Consider the following 16,189-nt stretch of genomic DNA (forward strand, 5'->3'; position numbering starts at 1 on the left):
TGATCCATGCTGAGCTACCTGGGTGACACGATCGTCGGCCTGACCCTCGCGGTCCTGAACGCGCTGGCGCCGCTCGAAGTCCACGTGGACAAGGGCGTCCCCTATGCCGACGGGAGCGCGCACCGCGCCGACATCTACCGGCCAGCCGCCGGGAAGCCGCGTCCGGTCGCCGTGTTCCTGTACGGCGGCGGGTGGCGGACCGGATCGAAGGACGAGGTTGCCTACGTGGGCGCGGCCTTCGCGCGGCGGGGCGTCGTCGCGGTCATCCCCGAGTACCGCCACGTGCCGGCGGCGAGCCTCCAGGACATCCTCGCGGACAACGCCGCCGCCGTCGCCTGGACCCTCGCGCACGCGGCCGAGTACGGCGGCGATCCCGCCCGCGTCACCGTCGTGGGGCATTCCTCGGGGGCCTGGGCCGCCGCGATGCTGGGCCTCGACGCGACTTGGCTCCAGCGGGCCGGCTCCAGTCCCGCCAAGCTCGCCGGGATCGTCGGGCTGGCCGGACCCTACGCGACTTCGGCGCTGACCGATCCGCTGGATCGCCAGGTGTTCGCGGGCAGCGATCCGGCCCTGCAGCCGATCAACCACGCCGCCGATCCCCATCCGGCGATGCTGCTGGCCACCGGCGCGGCGGATCTCGACGTCAACCCCGCCGGAACCCTGTCGCTCGACCGGGCGCTGCGCGGCTTCGACGGCAGGGAGACGATTAAGATCTACCCGGGTCTCGGGCACGGGCAGATCGTCCACGCGATGAGCTTCCCGTTCAGTCTCCGGTACTCGGTCGCGGACGACGTCGCGCGTTTCGTTAAGGGCGCCCGTGCCGGCCCGTGAGGCCGAGCGCGCGAGGGCAGGGACCGGCGCGGCGCGCCGATCCCTGCGTCCCCATTCGACGGGCCGCGGGTCTCAGTGATAGCCCGGCGCGCCCGCCGCGACCTTGCCGCGGAACAGCCAGTAGACGTAGCCGGTGTAGGCCAGGATCATCGGGACCAGGATCACCGCGCCGGCCAGAAGGAACGCCTGGCTGCTCGGGTGGGTCGCCGCGTCCCAGATCGTGACCACCGGCGGGACGATCATCGGCCACAGGCTGATGCCGAGCCCGACATACGACATGAGGAACAGGCCCAGGGCGCAGAGGAACGGCTTCACTTCGGCCCGCCGATCGAGCGCGACGAAGAAGCGCCACGCCAGCAGCGCGACGAGCGCCGGCACCGGCGCGGCCAGGGCGAGATTCGGCCAGGACAACCACCGCGCGCGGAACGCGTCGCTGAGGATCGGCATCGCCGCCGAGACGACCACGATGGCCGCCAGCGTGACGAGGCCGAGCCGGCGCGCGAGCCGGTAGGCCCGGAGCTGGAGCTCGCCCTCCGTCTTCCAGATCAGCCAGCAGGCGCCGAGCAGACCGTAGCCGGCGACCAGGGCGGCCCCGGTCAGCACCGAGAACGGCGTCAGCCAGTCCCACCAGCCGCCCGTGTAGGCGCGACCCTCGACCCGGATGCCCTGGACCAGGGCCCCGAGGCAGATGCCCTGGCAGAAAGTCGCCACGTAGCTGCCCCACGAGAAGGACCGGTCCCAGGTCCGCTGGCTCGCGGGCGAGGCCGCGCGGAACCGCATCTCGAAGGCGACGCCGCGGAAGACCAGCGCGAGGAGCATCAGGATCAGCGGCATGTAGAGCGCCGGCAGGATCGTGGCGTAGGCCAGCGGGAACACCGCGAACAGCCCGCCGCCGCCGAGGATGAGCCAGGTCTCGTTCCCGTCCCAGACCGGCGCCACGGTGTTGACCATGACGTCCCGGTCCGCCTTGCCGCGCACCGCCGGGAACAGGATGCCGACCCCGAGGTCGAAGCCGTCCATCACCACGTAGAGGAAGACCGCCGTGGCGATGAGAAGCGCCCAGATGAGCGTGAGATCGAGGGGCATCGGGCTACTCCGCGGGCTGCGCGAGGGGGCGGCCGGCAGTCGGAGCGCCGGCGACGAGGGCGGGGGCGGGCGTGATGCCGGCGGTGCGGATCGGCTGTCCGGGCGGCGGGCCGGGCTCGTGGGCGTGCGGCGCCTGATTGAACAGGTGCAGGAGGTACCAGATGCCCGCGCCGAACACCGCGAGGTAGACCGCCGCGAAGGCCGCCAGCGAGGCGGCGACGGCCGGGGCCGCCACCGGTGACACGCTGTCGACGGTGCGCAGCGCGCCGTAGACGGTGAAGGGCTGACGCCCCGCCTCGGTCACCGTCCAGCCGGCCGTGACCGCGATCAGGCCGGACGGCCCCATGCCGACCGCGAAGCGGTGCAGCCAGGGCGTGTCGTAGAGCCGCCCGCGGTGGCGCAGCCAGAGCGCGGCGAGACCGAGGGCGATCATCAGCAGGCCGAGGCCGACCATGATCCGGAACGACCAGAACACCAGGGGGAGGTTGGTCGGCCAGAGGTCGCGCGGCATGTCGTTGAGCCCGCGGACCTCACCGTCGAGATCGTGGGTCAGGTAGAGGCTGGCGAGGCCGGGAATCTCGATCCGGCCCCGCACCGCGCCCGCCTCCGCGTCCGGCCACCCGAACAGGATCGCGGGGGCCCGGCGCTCCGTCTGGAAATGACCCTCCATGGCGGCGACCTTGGCGGGCTGGTGCGCGTAGGAATTGCCGCCGTGCAGGTCGCCGATCACCAGCTGGGCCGGAGCCACAGCGGCGGCCATCCACATGGCCATCGAGAACATCAGCCGGGCCCGGGGATTGGCCCGGTCCCGCAGCAGGTGCCACGCGCCCACGGCGCCGACGATCATCGCGGTGGTGAGGTAGGCGCCGGTGACCGTGTGGGCGAAGCGGTAGGGGAAGGACGGGTTGAAGACGATCGCCCACCAGTCGGCCGGGTTGAAGCGGCCGTCCGGCGCGACGACGTGGCCGGTGGGTGTCTGCATCCAGGAATTGGCCGAGAGGATCCAGAACGCGGAGGTCAGGGTGCCGACGGCGACGAGGCAGGTCGCCAGGAAGTGGAGCCCCTTGCCGACCCGCTCCAGGCCGAACAGCATGACGCCGAGGAAGCCCGCCTCCAGGAAGAAGGCCGTGAGCACCTCGTAGCCGAGAAGCGGCCCGAGCACCGGCGCCGTCCGGTCGGCGAAGACCGACCAGTTCGTGCCGAACTGGTAGCTCATGACCAGGCCGGACACGACGCCCATCGCGAAGGCAACCGCGAAGATGCGGAGCCAGTAGCGGTAGGTGTCCAGATAGACGGCCTTCCCGGTGCGCAGCCAGAAGCCTTCGAGCACGGCGAGGTAGCTCGCGAGCCCGATGGTGAAGGCCGGGAACAGGAAGTGCCAGACGACGGTGAGCGCGAATTGGGCTCGCGCGAGATTGACTGCACTCGGCAGTTCGAGGGCGGACATCGCGGTCTCCAGGGGACGAACGCGGCAGCTCTGCCGTGGCACGGATCGCGACGCGTTGATTCAGCTCAAGGCCGGTGCCGTGAATCTGAGGGCGTCGGCGCGATTGCGCTGGATCAAGGCCCTCGCCCGCGCCACCCGCGACATCCTGCAGGCGAGCACCCTCTGCTGCCTCATGGCGCACTGACGGGCCGAACCGGCGCCGGGACGACTGGCGTTTGCCCGCCGGCGCGGTCTAGCGCGAGAAGTGCGTGGTCGACATGCGGTCCGTGATCAGCTCGGACGGGACCCAGTCGCTGGGCGGAACCAGCTCGCGTCGGATCAGCGCCAGGGCGTCGTCGACCGCGCGCCGGCCCTGGACGCCCGCGTCCTGGAAGATCGTCACGGCGAGGCGCAGGTCCTGCATCGCCTGCATGCCCTCGGCGGTGGCATCCAACCCGCCGATGCGGATCCGGCCCGCCGGAATCCTGGCAGCCTCGACCGCCTCGGCGGCGCCGAGCGCCATCTCGTCGCTGGTCGCGGCGATCGCGTCGATGCCGATGCCTCGGGCGAGCCACCCGGCGACGGTGGCCCGCGCCGTCGCGCGACTCGCATCCGTCGCGGCCTCCGCGACGAGGCGGAGGCGCGGGCTCTCCGCCAGCACCTCCCTGGCACCCCTGCTGCGGAGCGCCGAGACGGGATCGGTGGCGCTGCCCGCGAGGATCGCGACGCGTCCGGCCCCACCCGACATCTGGGCGAGCTTGCGCATCTGCAGCCGCCCGGCAACGAGATCGCTCGGCATGACCTGGGTGACGCGTCCGGCGAACCAGTCGGTCCGTGCGCCGTGGCCGATGAGGACGAGTGGTACGTCGGCTTCCAGGGCCAGCCGGGTGATCTACTCGCGCGCCGCGGAGTCGACCGGCACGACCACGAGAGCGTCGGCTCTCTCGGCGATCAGCCGCCGCGCCTGCGCGATCTGCTCGTCGCCCGCACCGTCGGGCGCGTAGGCGAAGCGAGTCGCGACGCCCCGCGCGCGTGCCTGCTCGTCGAGGCCGTCGTGCAGGCGCCGGGCGACGCCTACCGGTGTCAGGAACGCGATGGTGGTGGCCGAGGCCGGCAGCGCCCAAGCCGCGAGAGCGAGGACGAGGGATCCCCTCCGGAGCGACCCGCCGATCGAGCGGCCGCGTGCCCACTCAATCCAGTTCATGCGGCCAGTTCCGTCCCGCTCTCAGCGGGCCCGCCTCACGCCGCACGGAGGCTCTCCAGGAGGCCAGCGAGCGCCTCGCCGAGACGGGCGGCGTCCTGGGTCAGGCCGTCGGCCGCGGTCAACACGGCCGTCGTCGGCTCGGCCGCCTCGGGGATCTCGGTGACGCCCGCGCCCTCCGCGTCGAACTCCTCGGTGCCGTCGGTCGCCTCCGCGATGGCCGTCACGATCTCCCGCGCGGTCGCACCCGGCCGCTCCACGGACTCGACGATAACGTTCGCCGCGCGGCTCATGTCCTCGACCCGCGCCGTGATGCCCGCGATCGCCGACACCGCCGCGTCGGTCGAGCCTCGGATCTCGGAGACGTGCTGGCCGATGATCTCGGTGGCCTCCCTGGTCTGCGCGGCCAGGGCCTTCACTTCGGAGGCGACCACCGCGAAGCCGCGGCCCGCGTCGCCGGCCCGGGCGGCCTCGATCGTGGCGTTGAGGGCCAGCAGGTTCGTCTGTGCGGCGATCTTGGCGATGAGGCGGACCGCGTCGCCGATCCGGTCGACGGCGCTGCTCAGCGCCTGAACGCGGGTGGTCGTCCGGGCCGCGTCCGCCGCGGCGCTTCCGGCCAGGGCCGCGGTGGCCTCGGCCTGCGCCCCAACCTCTTCGACCGCCGCGCCGAACGTGTCGGCAGAGACGGTGATCTGCCGGACCTTCGATCGCGTCTGCGCGAGCGCGGCGCCTAACGTGGTCGTTCGAACCGCCCCATCGCGGATCGCTTGGCCCACGTCGTCGGCGGTGACGCGCAGTGCCGCGGCGGTCGAAGACACTGCCTCGACCATGCCGCCGATCATGGTCTCGACCCGCTCGGTCGCGTACTCGATCACGGCGCGGCGCTGCTCGCTCTGAGCGCGCGACCGATCGGCCTCCGCGTCCCGCAACACGGCCTGCCGCAGCGTTTCCTGAACAGCTCTCGTCGCGGCCGCCATGACGCCGAGTTCGGTGCAGACCGCTGCCGCCGGGACCGCGACGGTGAGATCGTGGTCGGCCAGTCGCTGCATGGCGCAGGCGAGCGCTGTCATCGGCTGCGCGACGCCGCGCAGGATGGCCTGCACCAGGACCAGGGCAGCCAGCGCAGCGGCGGACAAGCCGGCCACGAGGCTCGGGCGCAAGGTCGAGCCGGCGGCGTCGACAGCTCCGAGTTGCTCGGCGACCGCGGCGTCGCGGTCGGTCAGCAGCGCGTCGACATCCCGTGCGACGGCTGCCGCGTCGGCCTGAAGCGCCGTCGCCCGCACCCTGTCGGCGAGATCACGTTCCCCAGCCCTGTCGAGGGCGGCCGCTTCCGCCTCCACGGCGAGGAAATGCTGCCACGCGTCCCACAGACCTCGAGCGCGCTCCCGCTCGTCCGCCGTCCTGATCGTCGACACATAGGCGGTCCAGGCCTTCAGGAATGCCTCGTGCGGCTCAATTGTCCGGTCGATGTCCTCTCGAGGGTCGGCCTCGGTCGATACGGCGCGCGCGAGACGTTCCGACGCACCGAGCTCCTGTGTCCGCTGCTTCATGGTGCCGAGAGCCCGGGCAGCCCCGATCTCCTGAGCCAGAGTGCGGCTGGCAGCGTCGATCGCTCCGACCTGCAATAGCAGGACGTAGACAATTACAAATGTGAGCGAGGTCATCGATCCTGCGAAGACGATCAGGATCGTTCTGAAACGCAGGGTGCAGCGATGGGTTGTTCGAATAATGAATGGCACCACAATCCTGACCCTAGGAAGGATCACCATGGTGCATCTATTTTACCTACCGGGAAAAATCAATTGCCTTCAGTGGGCCAACAAATGCGTCAAAATTTTTGAAATTTCGCTTCGACCCTCGGTTAAGCTGGATCATAGGCTTATATCGGCAGACTTATAATTTACACAATCAAACTATATAAGACAAATATCGGAATGGCGAGCGAGAGGGCGATGCATTATTGTAGGGGAAGCTGCTAGGCGTCCGATTCTGTCGCTGCCGGAGAGTCTCGCGGCCGCGCTCGTCAGTGAGCTTCAGGACCGGCTCGATACAGGCCGACGCGCGGGCCATGGCGTGCCTCCGGGCGGGCTGCTCGGAGGGCATATCGCAGCCGAGACGATCGCCGGGCGACGCGGCGACGGAGGCTCGATCAGAGCGGCTTGGCCTGCTGTGCCCGCATCCACAGCAGGCCGGCGATGCCCATCCAGGGACAGACGAAGACGATGAAGGCGACCAGCCCCATGACGACCTCCCGACAGCGTGCGGCGGACCTCAGGAAACGCTCGTGGTTTTTGCCGGATCCCTCTGATCGGACATGGCCCGGGCTTGGCGCGCCATGGCGATCAGCTCGGAGGCCGTGAGACCGCGCGGCGGCGGCGGTTCAGGCAGGTCGGCCAGTCCCGGCGAACGCGGTGCCGGCGGAAGGGCAGCCGCGCGCCCGGGCCAGAGCCGCTTCAGCCGTCCTGCCTTCCGCAAGCTTTGTCCCGCCACGCATCCGTCTCCCACACAACGAAGTGCGGCCACGGGTAGGCGACCGGGGCAGGGACGGTTAGCCGAACCGAAACAAGGGTCGGACTCCGGCCCGGCGTGGGGCGTATGCGAGGCCCCCTGGGCGGGCGCGTCCGCCGCCCTACCGCTGGCGTTTTCCGGATCGCCGGCGGATGGTGCAGGTCGAACCGGGCCCGACGACGCTCGGATCCTGCCGAAACCGCCATCCGGCATTCGGCCGGCTCGGGATGATCGCGAACGTCGACGCGGCCGGATTGTCGCTCGGGGTGATCAAGGCCGAAGCTTCGCGTGCGGCTCGGAGGTGCTTCGTCGAAGATCGGCCTCTGGTCAGAACGCAGCCTGAAACCTGGACGAATGATCGCCGGTATTGGCTGACAGCATCTCGGAGCTCGATGATCGCTCCGCGGCGGGGCGTGTTCAGGTCAGACGGGCACGAGCCGGCACTTCCCGCCCGGTTCAGCGAAAATCTCCGGTCTGTGATGCTGGCGCAGGTCCGCGATACGTTATGTGAGCTGAACGGAACCTCCCGGCTTTCGGCGCTGAGAGAGCGAACATGGCAGAGCCCCAAGCAATGGCCGCGCGCGTCGCGCACCTCGAAGCGGACAACGCCCGTCTTCGCCGCCTCCTGGACGAGTCCGGGACACCGGATGGTCTGCGTCACGGCTTGCGCGACACGTTGGCGATGCTGCGGGCGGTCCTGCGTCTCTCGGCCGAGACCGCCGAGACCGTCGACGGCTACGCGACGCATCTCGAAGGTCGGCTGGACGCCATCGCGCGCGTGCGGGTCGCGGCCGACACGTTCGGCGAGGTGAGCCTGCACACGCTCATCTCCGACGAGCTGATGATCCACCTGATCCGCGAAGGCGAACAGGCGACGCTGGCGGGGCCGACCGTGCGCCTCCGGCCGAAGGCCGCGCAGCTGATGGCCCTCGCGGTCCACGAACTCTGCAGCAACGCGATCGAGCACGGCGCCTTCGGTCTCTCGAAGGGCGGCGTTGACGTCACCTGGGTCGTCGCCGGCGCCGGGGCGAGCCCGCCGGGCGACCTGACGCTCGTCTGGAAAGAATCGGGGGGTGCGGGCGTCGCGCAGCCGAGCCGGCGCGGCTTCGGCATGCAGGTGCTCACCGAGATGCTGAGCTACGAGCTGCGGGCAACCGTCGCGCTCGCCTTCGAGCCCGACGGCCTGCGCTGCACGGTCACCTGCCCGCTGATTCCCCGGATCGGGCGCTTGGTCGAGGACGAGCGCGCGGACGAAGGCGGCGATCCGGGCTGACCCGGCGGCGACCGCCCGGATCGCCTCAGCCGAAAGTCCGCGCGGTCTCCCGGACCTGCCGCGTCGCGCGGTCGGCACGGCCGCTCGCCCGCGCGATCGTGGTCATCCCGCCGGAGATCGCGGAGACGTCCTGTGCGGCGGTCTGCATGGTGCCCGACATCTCGCGCATCACCGCGGATTGCTCCTCCACGGCCGCCGCGATGGTCGACGAGGCCGCGTCCAGGGCCCGGATCGTGCTTTGGATCGTGTCGATGGCGTCGACGGCCTCCCGGGTCGCCGCCTGCGTCGAGGCGATCTGCTGGCGGATCTGTTCCGTCGCGCGCCCCGTCTGCGCGGCCAGGGTCTTCACCTCCGACGCCACCACCGCGAAGCCGCGACCGGCCTCGCCGGCACGGGCCGCCTCGATGGTGGCGTTGAGCGCGAGCAGGTTGGTCTGCGCGGCGATGCCGGCGATGAGGCTCAGCACCGCGCCGATCTGCGCGGCCTGGTCGCTGAGGCCGGTCACGATCCGGCCGGTGCGCTGTGCCTGCTCCACGGCCTGCCCGGCCATCTCGGCGGCGTGGCTCACCTGCTGGCTGATCTCATCCACCGAAGCCGACAGCTGCTCCGCGCCGGTGGCCACCGAGCGGATGTCGCCGGACACGCGGTCCACCCGCGTGACCGCCGCGTCGGCCTGGCGCGTCACATCCGCCACAGCGTCGCCGATGGCGTCCAGCTCGGCGCCGATGGCGCTCTGCGCGGCGGCGCGCTGCTGCCGCTCGTGGACCTGGGCGGTGATGTCGGTGGCGAACTTGACGACCCGGACGGGCCGTCCATCCGCGTCCGTGATCGGATTGTAGGTCGCCTGGATCCAGACTTCCCGCCCGCCCTTGCCGGTGCGGCTGAACACGCCGGACTGATACTCCCCGCGTGCCAGGGCGGCCCAGAACAGCCGGTAAGCCTCGCTGGCGCGCTCCGCCTCGCCGACGAACAGGCTGTGATGCCGCCCCACGATCTCGTCGAGCCGATAGCCCACCGCGTCGAGGAAGTTCGCATTGGCGGTGAGAATCGTGCCGTCGAGCGCGAAGGCGATCACCGCCTGCGAGCGGTGCAGCGCGCTGATCTGCCCTTCCAGATCGAGGGCGCGGAGCTTCGGGGCGGTGATGTCGGTGGCGAACTTGACGATCTTGACCGGTCCGCCGCGCGCGTCGAGCACCGGGTTGTAGGAGGCCTGGATCCAGACCTCCCGCCCGCCTTTGGCGAGCCGTTTGTACTCGGCGCTGGCGAAGGTGCCGCGCCGCAGCTTGTCCCAGAATTCCCGATATGCCTCGCTCTCCCGCTCGGCCGGCGGGACGAACAGGCTGTGATGCCGGCCGCGGATCTCCTCGAGCGCGTAGCCCATGGCTTCCAGGAAGTTCGGATTGGCGTCGAGGATCGTGCCGTCCAGCGCGAACTCGATGGTGGCGAGGGACCGGCTCAACGCCGCGAGTTTGGCCGCGTGATCCCTACCAGCCAGAACACCCTCGAACATCGATGTCTCCGCATCCTGAGATGAGGGTGCGGCCGAAGCGCGCACCGAGCCGGTCGGATCAAGAATTTCTTAATCGAGATAAATTTTTATTGCGCCGGGCGACACCATAAACCTGTCGATGCCCGGCTCTAGCGCGGGCTTCGATAACGGGATGCCGTTGCGCGGCGGTTAAAATGGTTCGCTTTGCTCAAGAAATTCGCGGTGAGCCGCTAAATGCACAGTCCCACTTAATGAAAAGCCATGGGATAGCATAGATCAAGGGCGAGACTATCTTGCGTTGTGCGTCGCCCGCGTTCGCCCGCCGCTTGCCAGCCTGCGGTTGTAGGATTGCACCGCTGATCCACAGCCCACCGATCGACGCGGCGCGCGATGATGCGTGGGGAATCTGGGAAGGGCGTCGCGGCGCGGACTGATCAACTTGTCCGGCCGATGGTCGCCTCGATCCGGCCGAAGGGCTCGTCGGTCGGCAGGAAGACAACGCCCGGGTTGTCGAGGCCGAACGGTGTCAGGTCGATCGGCAGGTAGTGCTTGTTGGGCATGACGAAGCCGATCTCGGCCAGTTCCGGGACGGCGGCCAGGGCGGCCTCGCCCATCCGGTACATGCTGTCCTGGATCCCGCGGCTGTAGGTGGTGCCGAAGACGGTCAACAGCGTCGCGAGAATGCGAGCGTTGGTTCCGGCGTAATCGTGCGGCGCCGAGGCCCAGGTCCAGGTCGCGTCCATGCTGGTCGCGGCGATGCGGTCGGTCGTGTCGGGCAGGGTCCGGTACTGGTCCGCCACGAACCCCGTCCAGCCCGATTGCGTGGTCTTCATGAAGGTGTAGCCGCGCAATCCGGAGCGCAGGGTCGACCCAGTCCGGTCGGCGGTGAGCCCCACGTAGCCGGCGCCGTTCCCGTCGCGCGTGAAGGTGTGGCCGTGCGGCGCGTCGGCGATCGCGTGGCGGAGCCAGCGAACTTCCTCCGCTTCGATCGTGACGGTCTCGACCTGCGGGTAGGTCTCGAGCAGCACCCGCGCGACCGCGGCGACGAACCCCTCGGCGTCGAGCCCGAGATGCCGCGCCGCCGTCACGTTGACCATGTTCCGGATGCTGTCGGTGGCGATGGAGGCGCGGTTGTCACCCTCTGTCCAGGCCGCCTCGAAGCGCCCGGTCAACATGACCGACAGCGTCAGCTCGCGCGGCGTGTGGTGGTCGCCGTCGCGGGCGAGGCGCAGCACGCGAACCCGTTCCTTGCCGTACCGCGATGCCGTCAGGGCCATGGGGATCTCCGATCCGGACCGCCGCCGGCCATCTCACGCAAATCTGATTCATCCTAGGCCGACGTGCGTGGGGGCGCCAAGGTTCGAAGTTGCCGGCGCGGCTTGACCGGGGCCCGATTAGAACCGGCATAGTGTTGGGCCGGGCCGAACCGGCCTCGGACCGGCGAGCGGGCATGGACCTCAACACGATCGAGACCGTCGTCCGGCCACGGAGTCGGACCGAGCTTCCCGACTGGGCGGACGGCGATGCCTGCCTGGGAGGCGGGACGTGGCTGTTCTCCGAGCCGCAGGTCGGGATGCGGCGCCTCGTCGACCTCGCGGCGCTCGGTTGGCCACCGCACGCGGTCGACGCGGAGGGCCTGACCCTCGCGGCGACCTGCACCATCGCCCAGCTCGACCGGCTGGAACTGCCGCCGGGCTGGAACGCGGCGCCGCTGGTGGGCCAGTGCTGCCGCGCGCTGCTCGGCTCCTTCAAGATCTGGAACGTGGCCACGGTCGGCGGCAACGTCTGCCTCGCACTCCCGGCCGGGCCGATGATCGCCCTCGCGACGGCCCTCGACGCGACCTGCACGATCTGGTCCGCCGACGGGGCCGAGCGGGAGCTCCCGATCCTCGATTTCGTCCTCGCGCCGCAGCGGAACGCCCTGGCACCGGGCGAGATCCTGCGGAGCCTGTCGATGCCGGCCGCGGCGCTCGCGCGTCGCACGGCCTTCCGCCGCATCAGCCTCAGCCCGAACGGGCGCTCCGGCGCGCTGCTGATCGGGACGCGCGGCGCGGACGGCGCCTTCGCGCTCACGGTCACGGCCTCCGTCAAACGCCCGCTCCGCCTCGCCTTCGACGGTCTGCCGGATCCGGCCGCGCTGATGCGGGCGCTGGACGAGGCGATCCCGGACGCGCTCTACCACGACGATGTCCACGGGCGGCCTGACTGGCGCCGCCACATGACCCGGCACTTCGCCGAGGAGATCCGCGGGTCGCTCGACGCGGCGCCGTCGCCGGGAGCCGCGTCATGAAGCTCACGATCAACGGTGCCGCGCACGAGGGCGCGCCGAGAGCCGGGCAGTGCCTCCGGACCTATCTCCGCGAGGCCGGCTGGTTCGGCGTGAAGAAGGGCTGCGACGCCGGCGATTGCGGCGCCTGCACGGTCCATCTCGACGGCGAGCCCGTGCACAGCTGCCTGGTACCGGCCTTCCGCGCCGAGGGACGGAGCGTGACCACGATCGAGGGGCTGGCCGGTCCCTGCCGCGCCGACGCGGCCGAGCCGGCGGCGTTCCACCCGATGCAGGAAGCCTTCCTGGCGGCCCAGGGCTTCCAGTGCGGCTTCTGCACGCCCGGCATGATCATGACCGCGGCGAGCCTCGACCAGGGTCAGAAGCAGGATCTCGGCACCGCCCTCAAGGGCAATCTCTGCCGCTGCACCGGCTACCGCGCCGTGCGCGAGGCCATCGCCGGCAGCGCGCGCTCGGTCGAGAGCGGCGGCTGCGGCGATCCTGTGGGCCGCAACCTCGCGGCACCGGCCGCGCCGTTGGTCGTGTCCGGACGCGCCCGCTTCACGATGGACGCGCCGCTCGGCGACACGCTCCACCTCAAGGTGCTGCGCTCGCCCCACGCCCATGCCCGGATCGTCGCGATCGACGCGACGGCCGCCCGCGCCGTCCCGGGCGTCGTGGCCGTGCTGACCCACGCCGACGCGCCGACGCGCCGCTTCTCGACCGCCCGCCACGAGGATCCGCGCGACGACGCCTCCGACACGCGGGTCCTCGACCCGATCCTGCGATTCGTCGGGCAGCGCGTCGCCGCCGTGGTGGCGGAGACGGAAGCCGCCGCCGAGGCCGGCTGCCGCGCCCTGCAGGTGACCTACGAGGTGCGCCCGGCGCTCCTCGATCCGGAGCGCGCCCTCGATCCCGACGCAGCCCGCGTCCACGATCCCCGTGATTGCCCAGGCGAGGACGCACCGCCCCTGGAGAGCCATCCCAATCTCGCCGGCGAGGTGCACGGCGCGGTCGGCGACGTGGCGGCGGGCCTCGCCGGGGCCGATTTCGTCTACGCCGGGACGTTCCGGTCGCAGCGCGTCCAGCACGCCGCCATGGAGACCCACGGCTGCATCGGCTGGCACGCCGAGGACGGCCGCCTGACGCTGCGCACCAGCACCCAGGTGCCGTTCCTGACCCGGGACGCGCTGGCGGACCTGTTCGGGCTCGAGAAGGACGCGGTGCGCGTCGTCTGCGCGCGGGTCGGGGGCGGCTTCGGCGGAAAGCAGGAGATGCTGACCGAGGATCTCGTCGCCCTGGCGGTCCTGCACACCGGCCGGCCGGTGCGCTGGGAGCTGACCCGCCGGGAGCAGTTCGTCGGGACGACGACGCGCCACCCGATGCGGATGGACGTGAAAGTCGGCGCCCGCCGCGACGGCACCCTCACGGCGCTGAGCCTCGACGTCCTGTCCGACACCGGCGCCTACGGGAACCACGCGGGCGGCGTGATCCACCACGCCTGCCACGAGGTGCTGGCCGCCTATGTCTGCCCGAACAAGCAGGTGAGCGGCCGCGCCGTCTACACGCACACGGTGCCGGCGGGCGCCTTCCGCGGCTACGGGTTGAGCCAGACGATCTTCGCGCTGGAATCCGCGCTGGACGAGGTCGCCCGCGAACTCGGCCTGGACCCGTTCGCCCTGCGGCGGCGCAACGCCGTCAAGCCGGGCGACGCCATGGTGTCGAACAGCCTGGAACCGCACGACGTGATCTTCGGCAGCTACGGGCTCGACCAGTGCCTCACCCTGGTCGAGGAGGCGCTGCGGTCCGATCCGGGGCCCGAGCCGGAACCCGGCTGGCGCGCCGGGACCGGCATCGCGATGGCGATGATCGACACGATCCCGCCGCGCGGCCACCACGCCGACGCGCGGGTCAGCCTGGACGCCGACGGGCACTTCACCGTGCGCGTCGGGACGGCCGAGTTCGGCAACGGCACCAGCACGGTGCATCGGCAGATCGCGGCCTCGGCGCTCGGCGCCGCGCCGGAGCGTGTCCGCGTCGCGGGCGCGGACACGGATATCGTCGGGCACGACACCGGCGCCTACGGGAGCACCGGCACGGTGGTGGCGGGCCTGGCGACGCTGCGCGCCGCCGAGGCGCTCGCGCTCCGGATCCGCGCGCGGGCCGCCGAGATCGCGGGCGCGACCCCGGAATCCTGCCGCTTCGACGGGGAGCGGGTCGAGACGCCGGCCGGACCGGTCACGCTGGCGGCGGTCGGTCCCCTGGACGCGACCGGCCGGGCCGACGGCAGCCCGCGCTCGGTGGCGTTCAACGTCCACGCCTTCCGGGTGGCGGTCGACCCGGTGAGCGGCGCGGTGCGGATCCTCAGGAGCGTCCACGCAGCCGATGCCGGGCGGGTGATCAACCCGATGCAGTGCCGCGGTCAGGTCGAGGGCGGCATCGCGCAGGCGCTCGGCGCGGCGCTCTACGAGGACGTCCAAGTCGCCGCGGACGGAAGCCTCGTTACCCAGACGTTCCGCGACTACCACATCCCCGCCTGCGCCGACGTGCCCGACACCGAGGTCCTTTTCGCAGATACCCACGACAGCGTCGGCCCCCTCGGCGCCAAGTCGATGAGCGAGTCGCCGTTCAACCCGGTGGCGGCGGCGCTCGGCAACGCCATCCGGGACGCGACCGGGGCTCGCCTGACCGCGACCCCCTTCGCGCCGGACAGGATCTACCGGGCCGTGGCGGCCGGCCGGGCGGGGCTCGCGTGATGGATCGCGCGCGGGACGCGGTGCCGGCGGCGAGGCCCGGCCTCCTGGAACGCACCTTCCGCCTCGCCGAGCACGGCACCAGCGTACGCACGGAGGTGCTAGCGGGGCTGACCACCTTCCTGACGATGGCCTACATCGTCTTCATCAACCCGAGCATCCTCGGGGATGCCGGCATGCCCCGGGGCGCGGTTTTCGTGGCGACCTGCCTCGTGGCGGCGCTCGGCTCGATGATCATGGCGCTCTGGGCCAATTACCCGATCGCCCTCGCGCCCGGCATGGGGCTCAACGCCTACTTCACCTACGTGGTGGTCCAGCAGCTCGGCTTCAGCTGGCAGGCCGCCCTCGGCGCGGTGTTCATCTCGGGCGTGTGCTTCCTGATCGTCACGCTGACAGGCCTGCGCGCGCTGATCGTCGAGGGGATCCCGCGCTCCATGCGGATCGCCATCACGGTCGGGATCGGCCTGTTCCTGGCGATCATCGCGCTCAAGAACGCCGGCCTCGTCGCGGCGAGCCCGGCGACCTTCGTCACCCTCGGCGACCTGCACAAGCCCGAAGCGATCCTGGCGGTGCTGGGCTTCCTGATGGTGGCCGTCCTCTCCGCCCGGAAGGTGCGGGCGGCGCTGCTGTCGAGCATCCTCACCGTCACGGCGCTGAGCTTCGTCTTCGCGGGCAACACCTTCCAGGGAATCGTCTCCCTGCCGCCGTCGATCGCCCCGACCCTGTTCGCCCTCGACATCCCGGGTGCCCTCTCGGCGGGCCTGCTCCACGTCATCCTGGTCCTGTTCCTGGTGGAGCTGTTCGACGCCACGGGCACGCTGATGGGCGTGGCGAGCCGGGCCGGACTCCTGACCGACGGGAAGATGCGCCGCCTCGACCGGGCGCTGATGGCCGATTCCGTCTCAGTCTTCGCGGGCTCGCTCCTCGGCACGTCGAGCACGACGGCGTACCTGGAGAGCGCTTCCGGCGTCGAGGAGGGCGGCCGCACCGGGCTCACGGCAGCCACCGTGGCGGTGCTGTTCCTCGCCTGCCTCTTCTTCGCGCCGCTCGCGGGCGCGGTGCCCGCCTACGCCACGGCGCCGGCGCTGTTCTACGTCGCCTGCCTGATGCTGCGCGAGCTGGTCGAGCTCGACTGGGACGATATCACCGAGGTCGTGCCGGCCTGCGTCACGGCCCTGCTGATGCCGTTCACCTACTCGATCGCCACCGGCGTCTCCTGCGGGTTCATCACCTACGCGGCGCTGAAGCTGCTGGCGGGCCGCGCCCGGGAGGTGAAGCCGATCGTCTGGGTGATCGCGGCGGTCTTCCTGTTCAAGTTCGTCGAGACCGGCGGCGCGCACTGACGGCCGCGCGGCG

13 protein-coding genes are annotated in these 16,189 nt (G+C 71.0%); 6 read left to right on the forward strand and 7 right to left on the reverse strand.

Features of this window, described 5'->3' with window-relative positions; translation table 11 throughout:
* Nucleotides 1–6: 6 nt before the first annotated feature.
* On the forward strand, nt 7–831 hold the full coding sequence (locus H288_RS0105355) for an alpha/beta hydrolase (protein ID WP_020091561.1): 825 nt from the start codon (nt 7–9) through the stop codon (nt 829–831).
* A gap of 72 nt (nt 832–903) precedes the next feature.
* On the opposite strand, the gene cydB is transcribed toward H288_RS0105355, so the two are convergent.
* A complete protein-coding gene (gene cydB, locus H288_RS0105360) occupies nt 904–1,917 on the reverse strand; it encodes a cytochrome d ubiquinol oxidase subunit II (protein WP_020091562.1) in 1,014 nt (337 codons plus the stop codon).
* Nucleotides 1,918–1,921: 4 nt separating this feature from the next.
* Nucleotides 1,922–3,364, reverse strand: coding sequence for a cytochrome ubiquinol oxidase subunit I (locus H288_RS0105365; protein WP_020091563.1), 1,443 nt, complete (start codon nt 3,362–3,364; stop codon nt 1,922–1,924).
* Between the two features lie 55 nt (nt 3,365–3,419).
* On the opposite strand from H288_RS0105365, the gene H288_RS36225 reads away from it, so the two are divergent.
* Nucleotides 3,420–3,548 (forward strand): hypothetical protein, encoded by a 129-nt coding sequence (locus H288_RS36225; protein WP_020091564.1) that lies wholly within the window; start codon nt 3,420–3,422, stop codon nt 3,546–3,548.
* Between the two features lie 48 nt (nt 3,549–3,596).
* Here H288_RS36225 and H288_RS35870 read toward each other — a convergent pair whose 3' ends face one another.
* Genes H288_RS35870 through H288_RS0105380 form a run of 3 tightly spaced genes read right to left on the reverse strand, consistent with a single transcriptional unit; the run spans nt 3,597 to nt 6,208 of the window.
* On the reverse strand, nt 3,597–4,235 hold the full coding sequence (locus tag H288_RS35870) for a substrate-binding domain-containing protein (RefSeq protein WP_348529241.1): 639 nt from the start codon (nt 4,233–4,235) through the stop codon (nt 3,597–3,599).
* On the reverse strand, nt 4,236–4,547 hold the full coding sequence (locus H288_RS35875; RefSeq protein ID WP_020091566.1) for a hypothetical protein: 312 nt from the start codon (nt 4,545–4,547) through the stop codon (nt 4,236–4,238).
* A 35-nt stretch (nt 4,548–4,582) separates the two neighbouring features.
* Nucleotides 4,583–6,208 carry a methyl-accepting chemotaxis protein gene (locus tag H288_RS0105380; RefSeq protein ID WP_020091567.1) on the reverse strand — a complete coding sequence of 542 codons (1,626 nt, stop codon included), beginning with the start codon at nt 6,206–6,208 and terminating at the stop codon, nt 4,583–4,585.
* Nucleotides 6,209–7,605: 1,397 nt separating this feature from the next.
* Between H288_RS0105380 and H288_RS0105390 the strand changes: the two genes are divergently transcribed.
* Nucleotides 7,606–8,325 (forward strand): HWE histidine kinase domain-containing protein, encoded by a 720-nt coding sequence (locus H288_RS0105390; RefSeq protein ID WP_026604686.1) that lies wholly within the window; start codon nt 7,606–7,608, stop codon nt 8,323–8,325.
* Between the two features lie 25 nt (nt 8,326–8,350).
* Here H288_RS0105390 and H288_RS0105395 read toward each other — a convergent pair whose 3' ends face one another.
* Both H288_RS0105395 and pucL read right to left on the reverse strand, forming a co-directional pair.
* Complete coding sequence (locus H288_RS0105395; protein ID WP_026604687.1) at nt 8,351–9,835, reverse strand: PAS domain-containing methyl-accepting chemotaxis protein; 1,485 nt, start codon at nt 9,833–9,835, stop codon at nt 8,351–8,353.
* 413 nt (nt 9,836–10,248) lie between these two features.
* Nucleotides 10,249–11,091 carry a factor-independent urate hydroxylase gene (gene pucL, locus H288_RS0105400; RefSeq protein ID WP_020091571.1) on the reverse strand — a complete coding sequence of 281 codons (843 nt, stop codon included), beginning with the start codon at nt 11,089–11,091 and terminating at the stop codon, nt 10,249–10,251.
* A gap of 173 nt (nt 11,092–11,264) precedes the next feature.
* Here pucL and H288_RS0105405 point away from each other — a divergent pair, with 173 nt between their 5' ends.
* Genes H288_RS0105405 through H288_RS0105415 form a run of 3 tightly spaced genes read left to right on the forward strand, consistent with a single transcriptional unit; the run spans nt 11,265 to nt 16,176 of the window.
* The gene (locus tag H288_RS0105405; RefSeq protein ID WP_020091572.1) at nt 11,265–12,104 is read left to right on the forward strand and encodes an FAD binding domain-containing protein; all 840 of its coding nucleotides are present in this window, start codon (nt 11,265–11,267) and stop codon (nt 12,102–12,104) included.
* Nucleotides 12,101–14,836 carry a molybdopterin cofactor-binding domain-containing protein gene (locus H288_RS0105410; RefSeq protein WP_020091573.1) on the forward strand — a complete coding sequence of 912 codons (2,736 nt, stop codon included), beginning with the start codon at nt 12,101–12,103 and terminating at the stop codon, nt 14,834–14,836. Before H288_RS0105405 ends, H288_RS0105410 begins: the two co-directional genes overlap by 4 nt.
* On the forward strand, nt 14,836–16,176 hold the full coding sequence (locus H288_RS0105415) for an NCS2 family permease (protein WP_020091574.1): 1,341 nt from the start codon (nt 14,836–14,838) through the stop codon (nt 16,174–16,176). Before H288_RS0105410 ends, H288_RS0105415 begins: the two co-directional genes overlap by 1 nt.
* The last annotated feature ends 13 nt before the right edge of the window (nt 16,177–16,189 follow it).

The sequence above is a fragment of the Methylobacterium sp. 285MFTsu5.1 genome (assembly GCF_000383455.1).
Classification (GTDB): domain Bacteria; phylum Pseudomonadota; class Alphaproteobacteria; order Rhizobiales; family Beijerinckiaceae; genus Methylobacterium.